Genomic DNA, 17877 nt, shown 5'->3' on the forward strand with positions numbered 1-17877 from the left:
AACGTCCGATGAAGTTGGGCGTTGAAATGGCAATTCTGACCAGGCCTGGTCACTTTTCAGTCAAGGTTGCCGTGGCTTTTACTTGATACGCTGCGTGGCAGGCGATGCAGTTTTTTTGCAGTTGCGCGAGGCGTTCCAATATCACCGTTGAATCTCCAAGGGTTTCCGCCTCGTTGGCAATGGCTTCGAACCCGCGATGCACCTTGGGCCCTAGAGCTTTAAAGCCTTTTGGCAGTTTGGCTCTCAAGCTGGGCGGTGTCGAGCGCATTTGCTGAATGCCGACGTTACGAGCGGTTGCTTCAACCGTTTCCATGTCATCTTTCAAGCTGGCCGCTAGAATTTTTTGGCTGGCAACCAAAAACTGGCGCATTTCGCTGAGCAACATGGCTTGTTCTTCTTCGTTGAGCCAGACGACGGTTCGGTTATCGGCTGAGAATGCAGGAAGTGAGATTAGAGTGAGCAGGGTGCTTAATGCGAGGCGTTGTAATACGGTTTTCATGTCATGCTCCTTTGGTGGTTTTGGCCAGGCCTGATTGTAAAATTCGAATCAGTTGGTGCGTAAATTCGTTCAGTTCCGGGTCGATCTTTTCCGGGCTGTCGATGCGATCGCGCATGGGTTGGCTGGTGAGGAAAAAGCACAGACTGCCAATGACCATGAAATGCGGTGTCAAAGCATTGAATGACTCGAATATAGCTTCTTGTTGTCCCTGGTTTAATAGGTTTTTCAAGGTCGAGAGTAAACGCTGCATTTGTTGACGCGCGGTATCGGGCATGTGTTGGCCTCCGGAAGCGATTTCGCGCATTAATATCGACGGCATGGCGGGTTTTTCACGGGCTTGTTCGGCAAAGCTTTGAATGAAGATTGCAAGTTTTTCATCGGGCGTTGAAGCCTGGTCGACGGCATCGGCAACCGGGGCGGCCACGCTGGCGAACAGTTGGGTCAGGCAATGTTCATAGAGCGTGGCTTTGTCGCGGAAATGGTAGTAAATACTGGCCTTGTTGACTCCGGTTCGCTCCGTCAACTCATCCATGATGGTGCCTTCATATCCTTTTTCAGCAAACATTTCGGTCGCACAAAGCTGGATTTTCAGGGCGGTTGCGTTGGGTTTTCGGGTGTTTGGTTTCATAACAATCTTTAAAAAAATTAAAGGCCTTTGGATAAAAAACTTTTAACAAGTGGTTATATATTAATATCTCATTGCTTAATGAACTATGCTAGCTGATCAGTGTTTTGAATTATTTTTGCTTTGAACTTTTAAACACGATAGGGGTTACTAGACCAACATCATCTAAAATTACATATAAAGCTGGTAAAACCAAAAGTACGAGTACAGTGGACGTCAGTAGTCCAAATACAACGGCAATTACTAGCGGAATAATAGCAACGGCTTGTGTTGATGTTTCAGCTAAAAGTGGTAATAACCCTGCAATAGTCGTTGATGACGAAATAAATATGGCGCGCATGCGTGCTCGGCTTGCTTTACCGGCTGCGCTAATAATATCCAACTTTTCTTTATCGCGATAATGTTTAATGAAATAAATTAAGAGAATGGCATTATTAACTACAATCCCCGCCAATGAAGCTGCACCCACCAACGAAGGCATGGAAAGATTGTAACCCATGATTGCATGCCCCCAAATTGCGCCGAGAAAGGCCATTGGAATCGACACCATTACAATCAAAGGTTCAATGTAACTGCGAAATTGGTAGGATAGAATCAAAAATACTCCCAGTAACCCGATCAGTAATCCACGAACAATTGATTGTTTGGTCTCGGCAGATCTAGCAACTTGCCCTTCGTAGGTGATATTAATGTCCGGATATTTATTTAATATATTTGAAGCGTGGTTGTTTTTAAAATCTTTAATTATGGCTTCGGCATTGTTTCGTTGCACGTCTACATCCGCTGATATGGTCACAGTCCGATCGCCATTGATTCTGGTGATTTGTCCCCATTGTCGTACCGATTTAATATCGACAAGCTCAATCAAGGGAATGGGGCTTCCTTTTGGAGAAATAATAATGGATTGTTCAAGAAAATCTGGACGTGATCGTTCGGATTGAATTTGGCGAACAACTAGATCGACGGGTTGATCGCCAATTTGAAGTGTTGTTAGACGTTCACCAAGCAAGCCTGTTCGCAGTTGGTTCGCGATTTCTTCTGCGGTAAATCCTTTTGCGTAAGTACCAGAGGTTAGGCTTAACTGTTGTTGTGGTTTACCCGGCCGTAAGTCGTCAATTACATTATAGACCCCTACGTATTTTTTCAGAGTGTTCTGGGTTTCTATAGAAGCTTGTTTTAGCTGGTTTAGATTGCTGCCTGCCAAACGAATTTCAATGGGAATCCCCGCTGGACCGAAACCAGGTTCTTGAATATTTAAACTGATCAAACCATAGATAGTCGGAATTTTCTCTTGCCAGGCCGAGGTTAATTCATCGAGTGTTACTGTACGTTTTTCGGCCGTTAACAAGTCGACAGAAACCGTTGCTACATGTGGACCACTTTCATTGGCGCTGGCATTTTGACCAAAGTGAACTTGAATGCCTTCTATTAACCCTTTTTCGTCAGCTCGTTTGAATTTGTTGTTTTCAACTTGTTGGATAGCCTCAACGACTTGCTGAGTAACCTCTTCGGTGCGAGATAAAGGTGTACCTTGAGGCATTAAAATACGTGCTTCCAAGACGTCTCCATCAATGTCTGGCATGGCTTCCATTTGGATGTTACCACCTGCAATAAAACCAATTGATCCCAGTAAAATCACTATCAAGCTTGCAGCCGTAATATAGCGTCGGCGAATTGCTAGGTCTGCGGTTCGCCCTACTTTCTCCTTAAACCGTTCAAAACCGCGATGGAAACTTCCATAAAAGCCAGGAGCCTGTAAAGGGTCTTGGGTGAAATCATGGTGTTCAGCGCTTTGTTTTAAGTGATGAGGTAAAATCCAAAAGGCTTCAATTAAACTAGCTGTTAACGCTGCAATTAATACGACTGGAAGCACCTGAAGTACAGCTCCAAGTTCCCCGGCTAGAAAAGATAAGGGTGCAAACACGGCAACTGTTGTTAAGAATGAAGAAAGCACTCCAGGGAGTATTTGGCGAGTACCCAACGTGACGGCTTCTAAGGTTGAAGAAGTGTTTTTGAGTTGTTTTACGATCTGATCGGTCAGAACTACGGAATCATCCATAACAATTCCTACCGCCATCAATAGAGCAACTAAAGTAATCATATTGAGTGATAAGCCAAACAGGTTCATGGCAATTATGGCGCCTGCAAAAGCGGCGGGGAGACCCATAATGGCCCAGAGTGCTAGACGAGGTCGAAAAAATAGACTCATTACCAATGCAACCAGAGCCAGCCCTGTTATGCCGTTTTTTACAAGCATTTGTAATCTATCTTCTACCAAAGATGTCATATCTTGTGTAATCGACAGAAAGATGGTGTCTCCTTTCTTTATGCGCTCTTCTCTAAGGAATTGACGTAAATCCGCCATTACGGTCAAAGCGTCATCTTCTCGGTTTTTAAAGACTTCAAGTACTATGGCTCGGTGGCCATTATAGTCGACTCGTTTTTCTGGACGCTCGTAGCGTATGCTTATGTTTGCAATGTCACCTAATGTGATTTCTGCTCCAGAGTCAGAACGAATAACCGGTAAGCTTGATAAGGCGTCAACATTGCGACGTTGATCAACGAAACGAAGCTGAATTTCCTTATCATTTGTTTCGATGGTTCCGATAGGTAGATCAATATTTTGGCGTTGGATTGTTTGGGCAATATCTTTTATAGACAGCCCGTGTTGTTGCAATTGGTCTCGTGAAACTTGAATTTCCCACCGACGATCTGAAAGTCCTGATAACTCGATGTCATTGACACCGTTAATGTTTCGAAGCTTTGCCTCCAGTTGCCGAGCATAACTCTCTAGGTGAGGTAGAGACGTTTGAGCATGAATTGCGATGGCGGCAACCAAATCTTTACGATGTCGTTCACGGATAATAGGCGGCCTTGCTCGCTCGGGAAAATCGATGATTGTGTCTATTTCTGTGCGAAGATCATCTAAAAACTGGCTGCTATTACCACTGGGTTTCATTTTAGCGTTCGCGTCAGCAAGATTATCTTGAGCACGGCAGGTCAATTCTTCCAGGTGATTGACGCCGCTGAGAGCATTTATTAAACGTAAGCATATGTTTTCTTCAACGTCGACGGCTGTGGCACCGCGATATTCGATAGAAATATTGGCTTCGACCGGTTCGTAATCAGGAAAGGTTTCGCGTTTTAGATTAGGTGCACTGATTAGTCCTGCTGCCAAGATTAATATGAGTAGTAGGTTCGCAGCAGTTGGATGATTGGCAAACCAACTGATCATGATTGAATTTCCTTAACTTGGTTGGCAAGTTTTTCGGCTTCGTCTGTTGCATGAGTGGTTGACAAGGGCATGCCTTCTATTGCTGGGACAAGGTCATCAAGAATTACTTTGTCTCCTTGATTAAGGCCAGAATAGACTAATACCCAATTACCTTGGGGAAGGGAGGTTTTGACAGCCTGTCGTTGGAGTCGATTTTTTTTATCCACCAAGTAAACGAAACCTTGGTGGACTGTATGCGTGGGGATGACTAACTGTGGTTGGCTTACAGTTCGAGATAAGACTCCTTCTACAAAATCTCCAGAAATCAATGGTGGTAGACTAGGAGGGTTAGCCTTTCGATAAGGTTCTTCAACACTTAAAATAACTTGTAAGGTACGTGCATCAGGGTCAACTTCTTCAGCTATTCGAGTGATTTTGGCAGGCCAAAAAAAATGTCGGTTATTTGTTGGGTAAATCCGGGCTTCGATTTGTCTCAGAGCTTGAATGGAAAGAAGAAGGTCATTCATGTTAACGGCACCCGGCTCAAAAGTGGCCATGAGTTCCTGTATGAGGTCCAAAGTAATCTGAACTGGTACTTCGGCTGTTTCGATGCCCTCGCTATCGAATAAAAGCTGAGTTTGATTGACTTGCTGTCCCTTCTGAACTTTAACGCTTCCGATACGCAAGTCAAACGGTGCGTATATCTGTGTGTCTTCAAGGTCTTTTGTGGCCAGCATGCGTTGTATTTCGAGCTGGGCTTGTTTCGATTTTAGTTTTTCAAGCTTTATCGGGATCTGGTTTAGCTGGTTTTGCAGAGTTTGAGTGGATTGACGTTGCTGTAACGTTGCACGTTTCTGAATATCTACTTGGTTCTCTGACATCATATCGCGTTTTGCTAATGATTGGATACGTGCTAATTCTTGTTCTGCTAAAGATAGTCGATCGCTTTCCAGCTGGTAGAGCGCTTGGGTATTTTTCTTTTCTTGGTTGAGTTCTTTCAGATCGGCATTAATTCCTCTGAGGTCAGCAATGATCTGTTCAAGCTTAAGTTGATAACGACTAGGGTCAACGGTTAAAAGATGGGTTCCTGCCTTCACAAAGGCACCGTTTTTAAGTAGCGAACTAAATTCAGTGATGCGGCCGGAAACATTAGCAATGGCCTGCCATGGTCGGGCGGACTGGACAACTCCATATCCGCGAACGCTGAGTTTGGCAACCATCGGGCGTGCTTCTATATACCTGACAGGGGTCGAAGAATTTGTATCCGGTATTTTTGGTGGGGGTTGGCGGGTAAAAATAAAAATAGCCAAAATTAAGGCTCCGACGATTAGTCCGGCGGTAATCGTAACGTAACGAGTGGTAGATTGTTTAAAAGCTTCTAGCATGTGTGGATTCTCTTGAATCTGTTGGCGGCATTAAATTAAATGAATTACAACTTTTTTATTTGACTATATAGTTTAACTATTTAGTTAAATTTTTCCAGCCGAAAAGTGTGAAAGAAATGTGCAGGGAAAAGTGGGAGAGGTTTTAGCGTTTTTTCTTCGCTTTGGTGTCTTTTTTCTTTTTCTTCTTCGGTTTTTTCAGGGTGTCTTTGAGCTTGAAGTTGGGCTCCAACCCCGGGATTTTGGCCAGCGGAATGCGCTGTTTGAGATGATATTCGATGCGTTGCAGGTTGGATAGGTCATGGCGTTCCACCAGATTGATGGCGATGCCGACTTGTTGTGCGCGGCCGGTTCGACCGATGCGGTGGATATAAGTGTCTCCACGGAAAGGCACGTCGTAGTTGATGACGTGGGTGACATTGAGAATGTCCAAGCCGCGAGCGGCGACATCGGTGGCGACCAGCACCTTGATTTTGCCTTGTTTGAATTTATTGGTCTTTTCCAGTCGTTTGGCCTGGATAAAGTCGCCATGCAGAACGGTGCTGGACACGCCTTCGGCCTGTAACCAATCCGCCAGTTCGATAGCGCGGTCTTTTTTGTTGCAGAAGACAATCGCGCTCTGGCAGGTGTCGTCGTTTAGAATCGCTTTCAGTAAGGCTTGCTTATGTGCCTTATCATTCGCGAGATAGGCGAATTGCTGGATTTGGTCGGATTGTTGGTTCGGCGCATTCACTTGAATGACGCTGGGTTCATCCAAAATCTCTTCGGCGAATTTCGCCAGGCCTGACCCGCCGAGGGTGGCGGAAAAGCAGGCGGCTTGAAAATCGCCGGGAATGGCTTCAATCAAGGCCAGCACATCCGGTCCTTGTCCCATATCGAGCATGCGATCGGCTTCATCAATGATGAGCAGCTCCACATCGGACAAATCGATGAATTCCTTGGTCATGATGTTGAGCAGACGGCCCGGCGTGGCGACCAGTATGTCCATGTTGGACTGTAAAACGTTCAATTGTTTGTCGGAAGCAAACCCTCCGGTAATGATGTTGGATTCGAATGGGCAATGCGTACCGAGTTGTTTAACCACTTTGTGAATTTGGAAGGCCAATTCACGTGTTGGAGCCAGAATCAACACGCGAGGGTGTCGGCTGGGTTTGGGGGTGTCCAACAGAAATTGTAGGGCCGGTAAGACAAAAGCGGCGGTTTTCCCCGTACCCGTCGCGGCTCCGGCCAGGACATCTTTACATAACAGCATTTCGGGGATGGCTTCCGCCTGAATCGGCGTGGGTTTGTGGAAATGCTGTTCTTCGATGGCGCTGAGCAACGCCGGGTCAAGGTCTAATTCTTCAAATGTCATGCTGGACTCACGTGATGGCTTGAGCACGGTTGATCGGTCGGGCTTGTAAAATAAACGCGTTTCGTTTGCTTATTGACCCGTGACGATATTATAGCAGGGCTCGTAATGTTCCGTGCCTAATTTCATGCGGCGCTGGGCCACGAATGATTTGAGCAGTTTGTCCATGCGTTCCATGATTTCCGGATCACCATTGATTTCAAAAGGACCTCGTTCATTGATTTGTGCGATGCCTTCGCTTTTGACATTACCGGCCACGATGGCGGAGAACACATTGCGTAACTGCCCCGCCAAATGGTAAGTCGGTTGGTCTTTGTGCAGCTCCAGCGCGGCCACGCTGTCATGCGTCGGCACGAAGGGTTGTTGCAGTTCGTAAGGAATGTGCAGATTCCAATTGTAATAGTAAGCGTCGCTGGTGGCTTTGCGGAAGGCCTTGACGTCCTGGATGCCTTCTTCGATGAAGTCGGCGACTTCCTCCGGGCGATCGATGAGAACGGTCAGTTTGCGCACCGCTTCTTTTCCGAGGGCATGTTCGATGAACTCCAGTACCGCATCGAAGTAGGCCCGGCCGGACTCGGGTGCGGTCAGGGCCACTGGGAAAGGAATATTGTTGTTTTGCGGGTGTAATAATACGCTCAGCAAGTAAAGGATTTCTTCCATGGTGCCGGCGCCGCCCGGGAAGATAATGATGCTATGCCCCAGCCGCATAAAGGCTTCCAGACGCTTTTCGATGTCGGGGAAGATCGCCAGTTCGGTGACAATGGCATTCGGCGCTTCGGCGGCAATGATGCCCGGCTCGGTCAGGCCGATGAAACGGGCGTGTTTGTAACGTTGTTTACCGTGGCCGAGTACCGCGCCTTTCATCGGTCCTTTCATGGCACCCGGTCCGCAGCCGGTACAGATGTCTAAACGGCGTAAGCCGAGGTGATAGCCCATTTGTTTGGTGTATTTGTATTCTTCCAACGGAATGGAGTGGCCGCCCCAGCAGGTGACGATGTTTGGATCGAGATCAGGTTTCATCAAACAGGCGTTGCGGGCAATGTGGAAAATGGCATTGGTCAGACCAAATGGCGTTTCCAAATCGAATTCCTGGCTATCGATGATTTCGTTTTGGGCGTAAATCAAATCTCGAATGACGGCTGTCAGGTGTTCTTGCAGACCTTCAATCATCTCGCCGTTTACAAAGGCGTTTTCCGGTGCATTATCGATTTCAATCTGCAAGCCGCGGCCTTTGGTGTGTACCTGTATTTGAAAGTCCGGATGGGCCTCCAATAAGGCCAGGCCGTTGTCGTCTTTGGTGCCGGTGTTCAGAACCGCCAAACTGCAACGACGGAAGACTTCGTTCAAGCCTGTTTCGGTCTGGTCACAAAGCTGTTGGGCTTCTTTGTAGGAAAGGATTTGCAGGGCGCCGGCCGGGCGAATTAAAACTTTTTTGATAATGCTGTTCATGATAGATTAGTGCTTGTTTTCTCTGACAGGTTGATATTATGCGCTCAAACGCACCCTACGAAGAAGGTTTTTTGATCCTTTTGTTGCTGACGGCCATCATTGGATTGCTGTGGCTCTTCTCGCCGTTTCTGGAAGCGTTGTTGTTCGCGATGATTCTGGCGACCGCGACCTATACAATGTATTTGAAGATTCTACCCAAAGTCAACCGTTCGGAAACTTATGCGTCGGCGATCATGAGCACGGTGGTGTTTTTGACGGTGATTGTACCGGTCACCTATTTGCTGCTGGAAGTGGGCTTGCAGGTAGGGCATATCTTCGGTCAGGCACAGCAATGGTTATCCCAGCAAACGCCGGACAGTTTTGCTCGGTTGAACCAAAATCTGGTTAATATCATTCCGATTCCGGCGGATACTCAGGCCCAGTTGATTGAACAGTTGCGTGAGAATTCCGGCAAGATCATTAAGTTCGCACAGGACACCATCGTGTTTTTGGTCAGTGGGGTTTTTGGCAGTACCACGTCGTTTCTGACCTTTGTTTTGCTGGCGGTGTTCGCTTTGTTCTTTTTCTATCGTGATGGGCACCGTATCGCCCACCATCTGAAAGTCTTGTCGCCGTTGGAAAACTACTACGACACCATGATAATGAACCGCTTTGCCAATCTGTCGAGTATCTTGCTGTTGTCGGTGTTGGGCATTGCGTTGCTGCAAGGACTGGTGTTTGCGTTTGTTTCCTGGGGGCTTGGTTTGCCCGGCCTGTTTATCGGAATGGCGATTGCCATCACGTCTTTTATTCCGATTGTCGGTGCCGCACTGGTTTGGATTCCGTTGACGTTGGTATTGCTTGCGCAAGGGAATTATGTCGGTGCCGGAGTGGTGGTGTTTTTCGGGGCCTTGGTGAACGGGTTTGTTATTGATAACATTGTGCGCCCCATGCTGATTCAGAAAATTGCCCGCTCCATCGGCAGCGGAACGGATGATTTGGCGGTTGCCAACCATACTCTGATTACGGTGTTGTCCACCTTTGCCGGGTTGATTCATTTCGGCATGATCGGTTTATTCTTCGGGCCGGTGATTGCGGCCATGGCGATTACCATCTTTGATGTTTACGCCCATAAAAACTCCGATTTGCTCGACCGGACCTGATGGAATCATTTTCTTTAGGACTTTGACCCATCGAAAACTTTTGTTAGCGATTAAAAACATCAATGGGGATAAGGCATTACGAATGTTATCATGCCTGTAACTGAACCTGTTTCAGCCCTAGGTTATTTAATAGATAAAAGATGTGAATTCACACACAAAAGACAATAGATGGAGGAAAGATGAAAGTCATTTCCAAGTTAGGTACGATCATTCTGATCAGCAGTGCTCTGGTCAGTCCGCAGACGTTTTCGGCCGATACGGAAGACCCTTATACCGCCGGGTTTGAAGCCTGGGCTAAAGAGATGGGGAATGGTAACGTAGCTGCCAGCGCGGCCAATACCTATGTGAATGAAGTCAAATCGACCATGAAGAAAGCCGGTTACATTGGCGACGAATTGCCGTTGCCGAAAGCGGTGAAAGTGACCGATGGTGTGTACACCATTGTCGGCAGTCAAATCTGGCATAATCCGTCCAACTTTGGACTGAACAATAATATTTCCTTTGTCCTTTTCAAGGATGGTGTGTTTGTTTTTAACGCTGGGGCCAATCCGGCGATTGCCTACAGCGTGCATCAGCAAATCAAGCGCATCACCAATAAACCGGTTAAGTGGGTCGCGGTCGAAAACAACCAGGGCCACGCCTATCTGGGGGCCAGTTATTGGTGGGATGTGGGCGTGAAACACCTGTATTCCAGCGATTTGGCCAATATGCAGTTCGGTCAGTCGTTCGACGCCATCAAGTCGGAGTGGGCTTTGCGAGTCGGGAACTCCATCACCAATATGGCGCGAAATGTCTCCGATAAGTTCACTACCTTCAATAACAAGTTGAGCGTCGATGTCGGCGGTGGCGAACAGTTCATCTTGATGGATTTCGGGCCGGGGCATACGCCCGCTTCCACCAGCGTGTACATTCCGAGTCGTAAGGTGTTGATGACCGGGGATTTGGGCTTTAACGAGCGGATGCCGGTGATGTTTGCTTACACCAACAGCATGGACTGGGTGGCGTCTTTTGAGAATATGATGTCGCAGATTCCGTCCGATGTGTATGTTATCCCTGGGCACGGAACGCCGACCGATATGGCGACGGTGAAAAAGCAAACCTACGATTACTTCAAGTATGTGCAGAAAGAAGTGCAGAAAGTCGTGGATAACGGGGGTAACCAGGAAGAGGCTGAAAACATCGATCAGTCGATGTATAAAGATCGTCCGGTCTTCGACCAGGCGGCGAAAAACAATGCTCGACGCATTTACAATGAAATCACCGGCGGTGATTTTTAAGTCAATGTTTTGAGTTCGATACGAATAAAAAAGGGCCGGAAGGCCCTTTTTTTTGCCTGGCGGATTGATGCGGCGAATGAAAAATGCACCAGGTCTGGTCGGTTTGGGAATCTAAAAGGGTTGACAGACCAGGGCTTCAAAAGAAGTGGCTTCTAATGCGAGGTTCTAAAACTCATGAGTGGTTTTGAATAAAGTCGCAAACTTCCTTCAATGGCATGGGCTTGGCGTAATAATAGCCTTGAATAATGTCACAGTTCAGTTCTTTGAGTACCTTGAGTTGTTCTTGGGTTTCAACGCCTTCTGCAATCACTTGTTTTCCAAGCGCGTGCGCCATGGATATGGTAGCGGAGACGATGGCATAGTCATCCGCATTGCAATGCACTTCGTCAATAAAGGCTTTGTCGATTTTCAGATGGCTGGAATGAAACTGACGCAGAGAGACTAAAGACGAGTAGCCGGTTCCAAAATCATCAATGCCCATTTCGAGCCCTTGTTTTTCAAGACTTTCCAAGACAGAAATTTCAGCCGACGAAAGTTTCGCATAGGCGGTTTCGGTGATTTCAAAGGCCAGTTGCTCAAAGGATAAGTTATTGTGTTCAATGACTTCCAGAAGTTCCACTAGATTTTCGATGTGGCTGAGCAGTTCGCCGGAAATGTTAATGGCGATTCGACCATTTAAGCCGGCCGCTTGAATGGCTTGCATTTCTTTGACCAGTTGACCAAATTGCCAAAGCGTAATGTCGTGAATCATGCCCCGTGTTTCGGCTACGGGAATAAAGTGGCTGGGAGAGCTTAGGGGCACTGTTATGTCGGCTTTTGGAAACCAGCGCAGTAAGAGCTCTATGCCAATGACCTTTTCGGTTTGAGTGTGAATTTGCGGTTGGTAATAAAGCTGGAATGAGTGGTTTTGAATCGCTTGTTTAAGTTCATTGTATATTTTGACATCTTCATGCACTTTGGCAGACATTTCCGGTTCGTAATAGATAAAGTTGTTTCGTCCGTTGTATTTCGCTTCGTAAAGTGCAATATCGGCTTGGGAAATAATATCGTCTGCCGAATATTGGGGTTCGCAAAAGGCAATGCCAATGCTGGTACTGATGGGAATGGATAAGTGGCGTATTTGAAAGGGCCGTTTAAACAGCTCTAAAATGCGTTCTGCCAGTTGTGTGGCTTCCACCGTTGCAGTGGCTTCTTGCATGAGAATGGCAAATTCATCTCCCCCTAAACGGGCAAAAATGTCATTTGGTCGTAAAATGTTGCCAATGCGTTTTGTAATCGCTTTAAGTAATTCATCCCCAACAGGGTGCCCTAGCGTGTCGTTAATGTCTTTAAAGTGGTCGATGTCCAGCATCATTAACACTGGGTGGCTGGATGAGTTCGAAGCTTGTTTTAATTGCTTTTGGAGATGTTCATTAAAAAAGCGACGATTAAATAACCCCGTTAAGTCATCGTGAAACGCCAAGTATTTGATGCGTTGTTCCCGTGCACGGCGATATGAAATATCGTGAAAGGTGATGACGCCACCGACAACTTGATTGTTGCGCCGGATAGGGTTGACGTGATATTCCACTGGCAGGTGTGAGCCATCTTTTCGCCATAATATATCGTGAGCGCCGTGTTCAGTTTTTCCGCTGGTCACGGAGCGGATGATACGGCAGTTGGCAGGTGAGATTTCTGCGCCCGTTTCATCTGTGTGGTGCAAAAAGGTGTGAATATCCTGCCCAATGAGTTCGGATTCTTCGTAGCCGAGCATTTTCAGCGCGGCTGGGTTAACGAAAGTGGCTCGTCCTTTGGTATCAATGCCCAAAATGCCTTCATTTGTCGTGCTGAGCAGTAAACGACTAAATTCTTGAGCCTTGAGGTAATCGGTCATATCGATTAAATAACCGTAGATCGCTTGAATATCTCCGTTGGGGGCATATTCGATCAGCGAGTAATCGTAAACTTTGCGGTATTCACCCGAGTAGGTTTTTAATTGATAGGTTTGTTCAAACCGATGGCGTCGGTTGATTTGGTGATTTTTAAACTCTTGGGTAATTTTGTCCAAGTCGTCGGGATGGATTAAATCCGCGAACACCAGCTTGTGGCTGAGAAAATCATCCGGGGGGTAGCCGAAAGTCTTTTGCACATTCGGTGAAACATATTCAACTGGCCAGCCAGGCTCTGGGCGCCATCGAAAAATAACGGTTGGGCCATCTTGAAATAATTGACGCTCTAAATTGAGATTGGTTTCCGTCGCTTTAATGTCCGAAATGTCATCCACCACCCAGACCACGCCTTTGCTTAAATCGGCCGGCTGGCTTTTATCCAACGCCATACCGCTGAGGCGACACCAGACAGGGGAACCATCTTTTCTACGCAGTTCATAATCCACATGCAGGTTTTTATGATCACTTAGGGTGTCGTAATTATCTTTTCCGTAGGCTTCAAAGCGCTCTTTGGATAGGTGGAGGGCTTCCATTGACAGCCCAATCATTTCTTCTGGGGTGTCGTACCCAAGGATTTCCGCCAGTCGCTGATTGGCTTGGTGCAAAATGCGATAGCCTTTGAGCAGCATAATGCCCACTTGGGAGTTGTTGAATAAGGCTTCATATTCTTGGGTTTTTTCGGTTAATGCCTTAAGAGCTTGCTGTCGTTGTTTAATCGGGGTAAAGACCGCTACCATCAAACATTGGGTGTTTTGTTCCAGCAGGTTAGCGGTGATTTCGACAGGGAGCTCTTGTCCATCGGCTGTGAGAATGACATCTTCGGTTTGTTCAATCTGATGATGTTCGCGTAATTGTTTCTGATGTTGATGGAAAGTGTTGGGACGATTTTTGGGGTGTAGTATCGTTTGAGGCTTTCCTGCCAGTTCGGCGTGTCCGCGTCCAAAGAGTTTTTCGGCTTGCGGGTTCACATAGAGGATTTCCCCCGTTTCACAGTCGGCCACGGCAACGGCGGCTGGCAAGGGGGTTAACAGATTCAAAAGTGCTGAAAGTTGCAACTGAGGTTCGGTCATATATGTTTTTCTATTTGTTTATGCCGTAGAGAAGAGGGTGCGCTTAATTTTAGAATGAATCATAATTTTACTCTGAAACCTTGAGAGGGTGAGAAAAAATGATTCAAACAGTTTCCCTGAGGTGAGTGTTTTGTGGCTAGACCTAAATGAATCAAAGGCCTGAGACAACTTAAAATCACCAGGCCTGGATCGCAGAGTCTTTAGTCGTCCAGTGAGTAAATGACCACTTCGTCCTTCAGGAACAACGGAATCAACAAGCGGTTGCGTTGGCTGTCGTAGCCCAAGTCCGCCGGAGATTCCAGGTCGCCGACAATCAATTCCAAATGGTCGTCCGGGGTGATTTCGTAAACCCCTTTGGCTTTCCAGCTGGAGGTGATGAGGCGGTTGTCATTGGTCACAATCAAACCGTCCAGACGATTGAACGGTAAGGTCATGCGCGATTTTTCCGTGCCGTCCAGCGTCATGGTGCGTAGTTGGCCGGAACCGAGGGTGACCATCCAGAGAGTATCGCCTTTGGCGTAAACACCGTTCGGGTGGCCGAGTTTACCGCGTTTCAGTTGGGTGACCTTGCCATTGGCATCGACCTTATAAAGCGCTTCGGTGCCCGAGGGTTTAAAGCCGGGGGCCATGCCGCTGTCGGTGACGTATAAGCCGCCGTCCGGTGCCGGGCTGACACCGTTAATGAAGCTACTGCCGGGAAAGACGATGTCGTCCAATTGTTTTTTGCTGCTCAAATCGAACACGCGCAAACGGTCAATGTCGGCCACATAAAGCTTGCCGTCTTGCGTCACCATGCCTTTCGGCGCGTTGAGTGCGATGTCGTCGCTGGCGCCATCCAGCCATTTCAATTCAATCACTTTGCCGTCCGGTGACAACTTGGAAATAAAGCCGTTGTCGTCTTTTTCAAACGGGCTACCGTTGATGTTGGCGACCAGGTAGGTGTCGCTGTCGGCGTCGTATTCCATCGCTTCCGGTGTGGCGAATCCGACGTCTTTAATGTGAATCGTTTCAGCCTGCACTGAAAACGGCAGAGTGACGGCCAACAACCAAGGTAAAGCGGCGTGTTTGAATATCATGGTGTTTCCTTTCCGTAAGTGAAAAAACGTTGCCAATCTGATTTTAGCAAAAATCCTTCAAGCTTTATGCAACGAATATGAAATCACACAAACCGCCAGGCCTGGGGAAAAGCTGATTTGAACCACAGAGGCACTGAGGCATTTATGCCCTCTGGGTACAGAGTTTTAAAACGGTGTCATGCCGAACCTCACGGCGGTCATGTTGAGCGAAGTCGAAACATCTCACGCCGACAAACGTAAACCGTTCAGACGATGCCACCCTGCTTGAGACCCTTCGGCTTCGCTCAGGGTGACGCGGCTTGTGGCCAGGCCTGGCAAAAAGAACGGTTTTGGCCATCACGTTTTGACGGTGGACAGCAGCGCCTGAATCATGGCCGAAACGGTGTCGTCCGCCGTGGCGATGCCGATGGTGTTTTGCGATTTCTGTTTCACATACACATAGGCGATGGCTTTCGCTTCCTTGCCTTGCTGCATGGCATGTTCGCTGTAGTCCAACACGTCCACTTGCTGTCCGGTGCGTCTTTGCCAGGCATCACACAGCGCGCTCAAAGTGCCGTTGCCTTGTCCTTGCCAGGTTTCGCCGTTGACCTCCACGCTCAAATGTTCTTTGCCGTCTTTTCGGGACAGTTGGTAATTGTTCAAGGTGGCTTGCGGTTGGTTGATGCCGTAATGACGGTTGAAGGCCTCGAACAGCGTTTGATGACTGACAATGCCGCCGGCGTCTTCCGCCACCGATTGTGCGACGGGCGCGAAATCCTGCTGAACCCATTTCGGCAGATTCAATCCGTATTCCTGCGTCAGTACAAAGGCGGCACCGGCTTTGCCGGATTGGCTGTTGACGCGGATAATCGCTTCGTAACTGCGATGGATGTCCATCGGGTCGATCGGTAAATAGGCCACGTTCCAGGGTTGGTCGTCCTGTTGGCGCATCAAGCATTTTCGGATGGCGTCCTGATGACTACCGGAATAGGCGGTGTAAACCGCTTCGCCGACCCACGGGTGTCGAATATGGGTGTCGATGCGGGTGACTTCCTCCAATACCGGAATCCAATCGTCGGGGCGCGACAAATCCAATTGCGGGTCGATGCCTTCGCTGTAAAGGTTCATCGCCAGCGTGACAATGTCCATATTGCCGGTGCGTTCGCCGTTGCCCAGCAAGGTGCCTTCCACGCGTTCGGCCCCGGCCAATATCGCCAGTTCCGCAGCGGCCACGGCGCAACCACGGTCATTGTGAGTGTGGACCGAAATAATCGCCGCATCGCGGTTTTTCAAATGGGTCACGAAATACTCGATCTGGTCGGCATAACGGTTGGGCGAGGTGCTTTCCACGGTGGACGGCAGGTTCAAAATGCAACGGTTATGCACCGTCGGTTGCCAAACGTCCATGACGGCCTGGCAGACCTCCACGGCGTAATCGGTTTCGGTTTGGGAAAAGCTTTCCGGGGAATATTCAAAGGTCCATTGGGTTTCCGGGGTTTGCTCGGCATAGGCTTTCACCCACTGCGCGCCCTGAATGGCCATGGTTTTGATATCCGCTTTCGATTTGCAGAAAACGTTTTCGCGTTGTACGGTAGACGTGGTGTTGTAAACATGCACCACGGCTTGTTTCACGCCTTTCAGCGCTTCATAGGTGCGTTTGATCAAATGCTCCCTGGCCTGGACCAGAACCTGAACGGTCACGTCCTCGGGGATGCGATTTTCCTCAATCAAACGGCGGGTAAAGTCGAACTCCAATTGGCTGGCCGACGGAAAGCCGATTTCAATGGTTTTGAAGCCAATCGCAATCAATTGATCCCACAGCTTCAGCTTTTGCTCGACAGTCATCGGGTTGGCTAAGGCTTGGTTGCCGTCTCGTAAGTCGACACTCACCCAAATCGGCGCCTGGGTAAGGCGACGGTCCGGCCACTGACGATTGGGTAAATCGGGTGTCTCGGTTGGGCGATATTTTTCAGGTCTCATGCGGTTCATCGGTTTTCCTGTCGCTTTAAAAATTGGAGTTCTGTTAAAGGGAGCCGTTATTGATTCATGAACAGGCATCTTGAGTCCAAAATTCGTTCTATCTGCGTTGGAAATCTTCGCAATAGCTGGCTATTACGTGCGATTCCCGCCTTGAGAGCACAAATTTTGACTCTCAATCTGCTCCGTCCAGAATCAATAGCGGTTCCCTAATAGAGTTCGCAAGTTCTTTGCTCTCTGGAAAAAAATTGTAACAACTTCTTGAAGCGATTAAATTGTGAAAACGTGATTAAAAAACACCTTTTTAGCAATTTAATTCCAATTTTATCTATTTATTTGATATTTTATTTCTAGGATAAAAATAAACGTTAAATAAATGGTTAAGACTATGCTTAATAAGCTGGATAAATACGACAAAGCCATCCTCAATGCGTTGCAAAATAACGGCCGCTTGAGCAACCAGGAATTGGCCGACCAAATCGGTTTGTCGCCGTCGGCGTGTCTGCGCCGTTTTAAAGCTTTGGAAACCGCCGGGGTGATTCTCGGCTATCGTGCGCTGTTGGACGCGCGTTCATTGGGGTTGGACTTAATGGCGTTGGTGCACATTTCCATGGATAAACACACACATGAACGGTTTGAAGCGTTTGACGATGCGATACAAGCCTTGCCGAATGTGGTGGAGTGTCTGCTGCTCACCGGCCAAACCGCCGATTACCAGTTGAAGGTGGTGGTGAAGGATTTGGAAGCCTATCAGGATTTGCTGCTGAATCATATTACCCAAATCGAAGGCGTCAGCGGGGTGCACACCAGTTTTGTGTTGCGTAAGGTAGTGGATAAAACAGCCTTGCCTATTGGGTGATGGCGTTTTGGCCATAACAATGAAAACGACCAGACCTGGGGATTTGCTC

The 17877-nt window shown here is 47.8% G+C and carries 12 protein-coding genes; 3 read left to right on the forward strand and 9 right to left on the reverse strand.

Annotated elements, in window-relative coordinates:
• Window positions 1-49: 49 nt before the first annotated feature.
• The 6 genes from AYJ59_RS02735 to ppnN form a co-directional block, all read right to left on the reverse strand.
• Entirely contained in the window at window positions 50-499 is a 450-nt protein-coding gene (locus AYJ59_RS02735) for a hypothetical protein (protein ID WP_029938838.1), read from the reverse strand.
• A gap of 1 nt (window position 500) precedes the next feature.
• Window positions 501-1127, reverse strand: coding sequence for a TetR/AcrR family transcriptional regulator (locus tag AYJ59_RS02740; RefSeq protein ID WP_029938837.1), 627 nt, complete (start codon window positions 1125-1127; stop codon window positions 501-503).
• A 109-nt stretch (window positions 1128-1236) separates the two neighbouring features.
• A complete protein-coding gene (locus AYJ59_RS02745) occupies window positions 1237-4359 on the reverse strand; it encodes an efflux RND transporter permease subunit (RefSeq protein ID WP_029938836.1) in 3123 nt (1040 codons plus the stop codon).
• Window positions 4356-5723: an efflux RND transporter periplasmic adaptor subunit gene (locus tag AYJ59_RS02750; protein ID WP_029938835.1), complete on the reverse strand. Its 1368-nt coding sequence runs from the start codon at window positions 5721-5723 to the stop codon at window positions 4356-4358. Before AYJ59_RS02750 ends, AYJ59_RS02745 begins: the two co-directional genes overlap by 4 nt.
• 142 nt (window positions 5724-5865) lie before the next feature.
• Window positions 5866-7074, reverse strand: coding sequence for a DEAD/DEAH box helicase (locus AYJ59_RS02755; RefSeq protein WP_029938834.1), 1209 nt, complete (start codon window positions 7072-7074; stop codon window positions 5866-5868).
• Between the two features lie 69 nt (window positions 7075-7143).
• Entirely contained in the window at window positions 7144-8520 is a 1377-nt protein-coding gene (gene ppnN / locus AYJ59_RS02760) for a nucleotide 5'-monophosphate nucleosidase PpnN (protein ID WP_127119268.1), read from the reverse strand.
• Between the two features lie 38 nt (window positions 8521-8558).
• Here ppnN and AYJ59_RS02765 point away from each other — a divergent pair, with 38 nt between their 5' ends.
• Both AYJ59_RS02765 and AYJ59_RS02770 read left to right on the forward strand, forming a co-directional pair.
• The gene (locus AYJ59_RS02765; RefSeq protein ID WP_127119269.1) at window positions 8559-9662 is read left to right on the forward strand and encodes an AI-2E family transporter; all 1104 of its coding nucleotides are present in this window, start codon (window positions 8559-8561) and stop codon (window positions 9660-9662) included.
• Window positions 9663-9841: 179 nt separating this feature from the next.
• Window positions 9842-10939: an MBL fold metallo-hydrolase gene (locus AYJ59_RS02770; protein WP_127119270.1), complete on the forward strand. Its 1098-nt coding sequence runs from the start codon at window positions 9842-9844 to the stop codon at window positions 10937-10939.
• Window positions 10940-11111: 172 nt separating this feature from the next.
• Here AYJ59_RS02770 and AYJ59_RS02775 read toward each other — a convergent pair whose 3' ends face one another.
• The 3 genes from AYJ59_RS02775 to AYJ59_RS02785 form a co-directional block, all read right to left on the reverse strand.
• Window positions 11112-13937: a bifunctional diguanylate cyclase/phosphodiesterase gene (locus AYJ59_RS02775; protein WP_127119271.1), complete on the reverse strand. Its 2826-nt coding sequence runs from the start codon at window positions 13935-13937 to the stop codon at window positions 11112-11114.
• A gap of 200 nt (window positions 13938-14137) precedes the next feature.
• Window positions 14138-15013, reverse strand: a complete 876-nt coding sequence (locus tag AYJ59_RS02780; RefSeq protein WP_127119272.1) for an SMP-30/gluconolactonase/LRE family protein — start codon at window positions 15011-15013, stop codon at window positions 14138-14140.
• 336 nt (window positions 15014-15349) lie between these two features.
• Window positions 15350-16981: a 2-isopropylmalate synthase gene (locus tag AYJ59_RS02785; protein WP_237260367.1), complete on the reverse strand. Its 1632-nt coding sequence runs from the start codon at window positions 16979-16981 to the stop codon at window positions 15350-15352.
• 376 nt (window positions 16982-17357) lie between these two features.
• On the opposite strand from AYJ59_RS02785, the gene AYJ59_RS02790 reads away from it, so the two are divergent.
• A complete protein-coding gene (locus AYJ59_RS02790; RefSeq protein WP_206197895.1) occupies window positions 17358-17828 on the forward strand; it encodes an Lrp/AsnC family transcriptional regulator in 471 nt (156 codons plus the stop codon).
• Window positions 17829-17877 lie beyond the last annotated feature (49 nt).

Origin of the sequence: Thiomicrospira sp. S5 (genome assembly GCF_003991075.1) — a bacterium.
In the GTDB taxonomy this organism is placed as follows: domain Bacteria; phylum Pseudomonadota; class Gammaproteobacteria; order Thiomicrospirales; family Thiomicrospiraceae; genus Hydrogenovibrio; species Hydrogenovibrio thermophilus.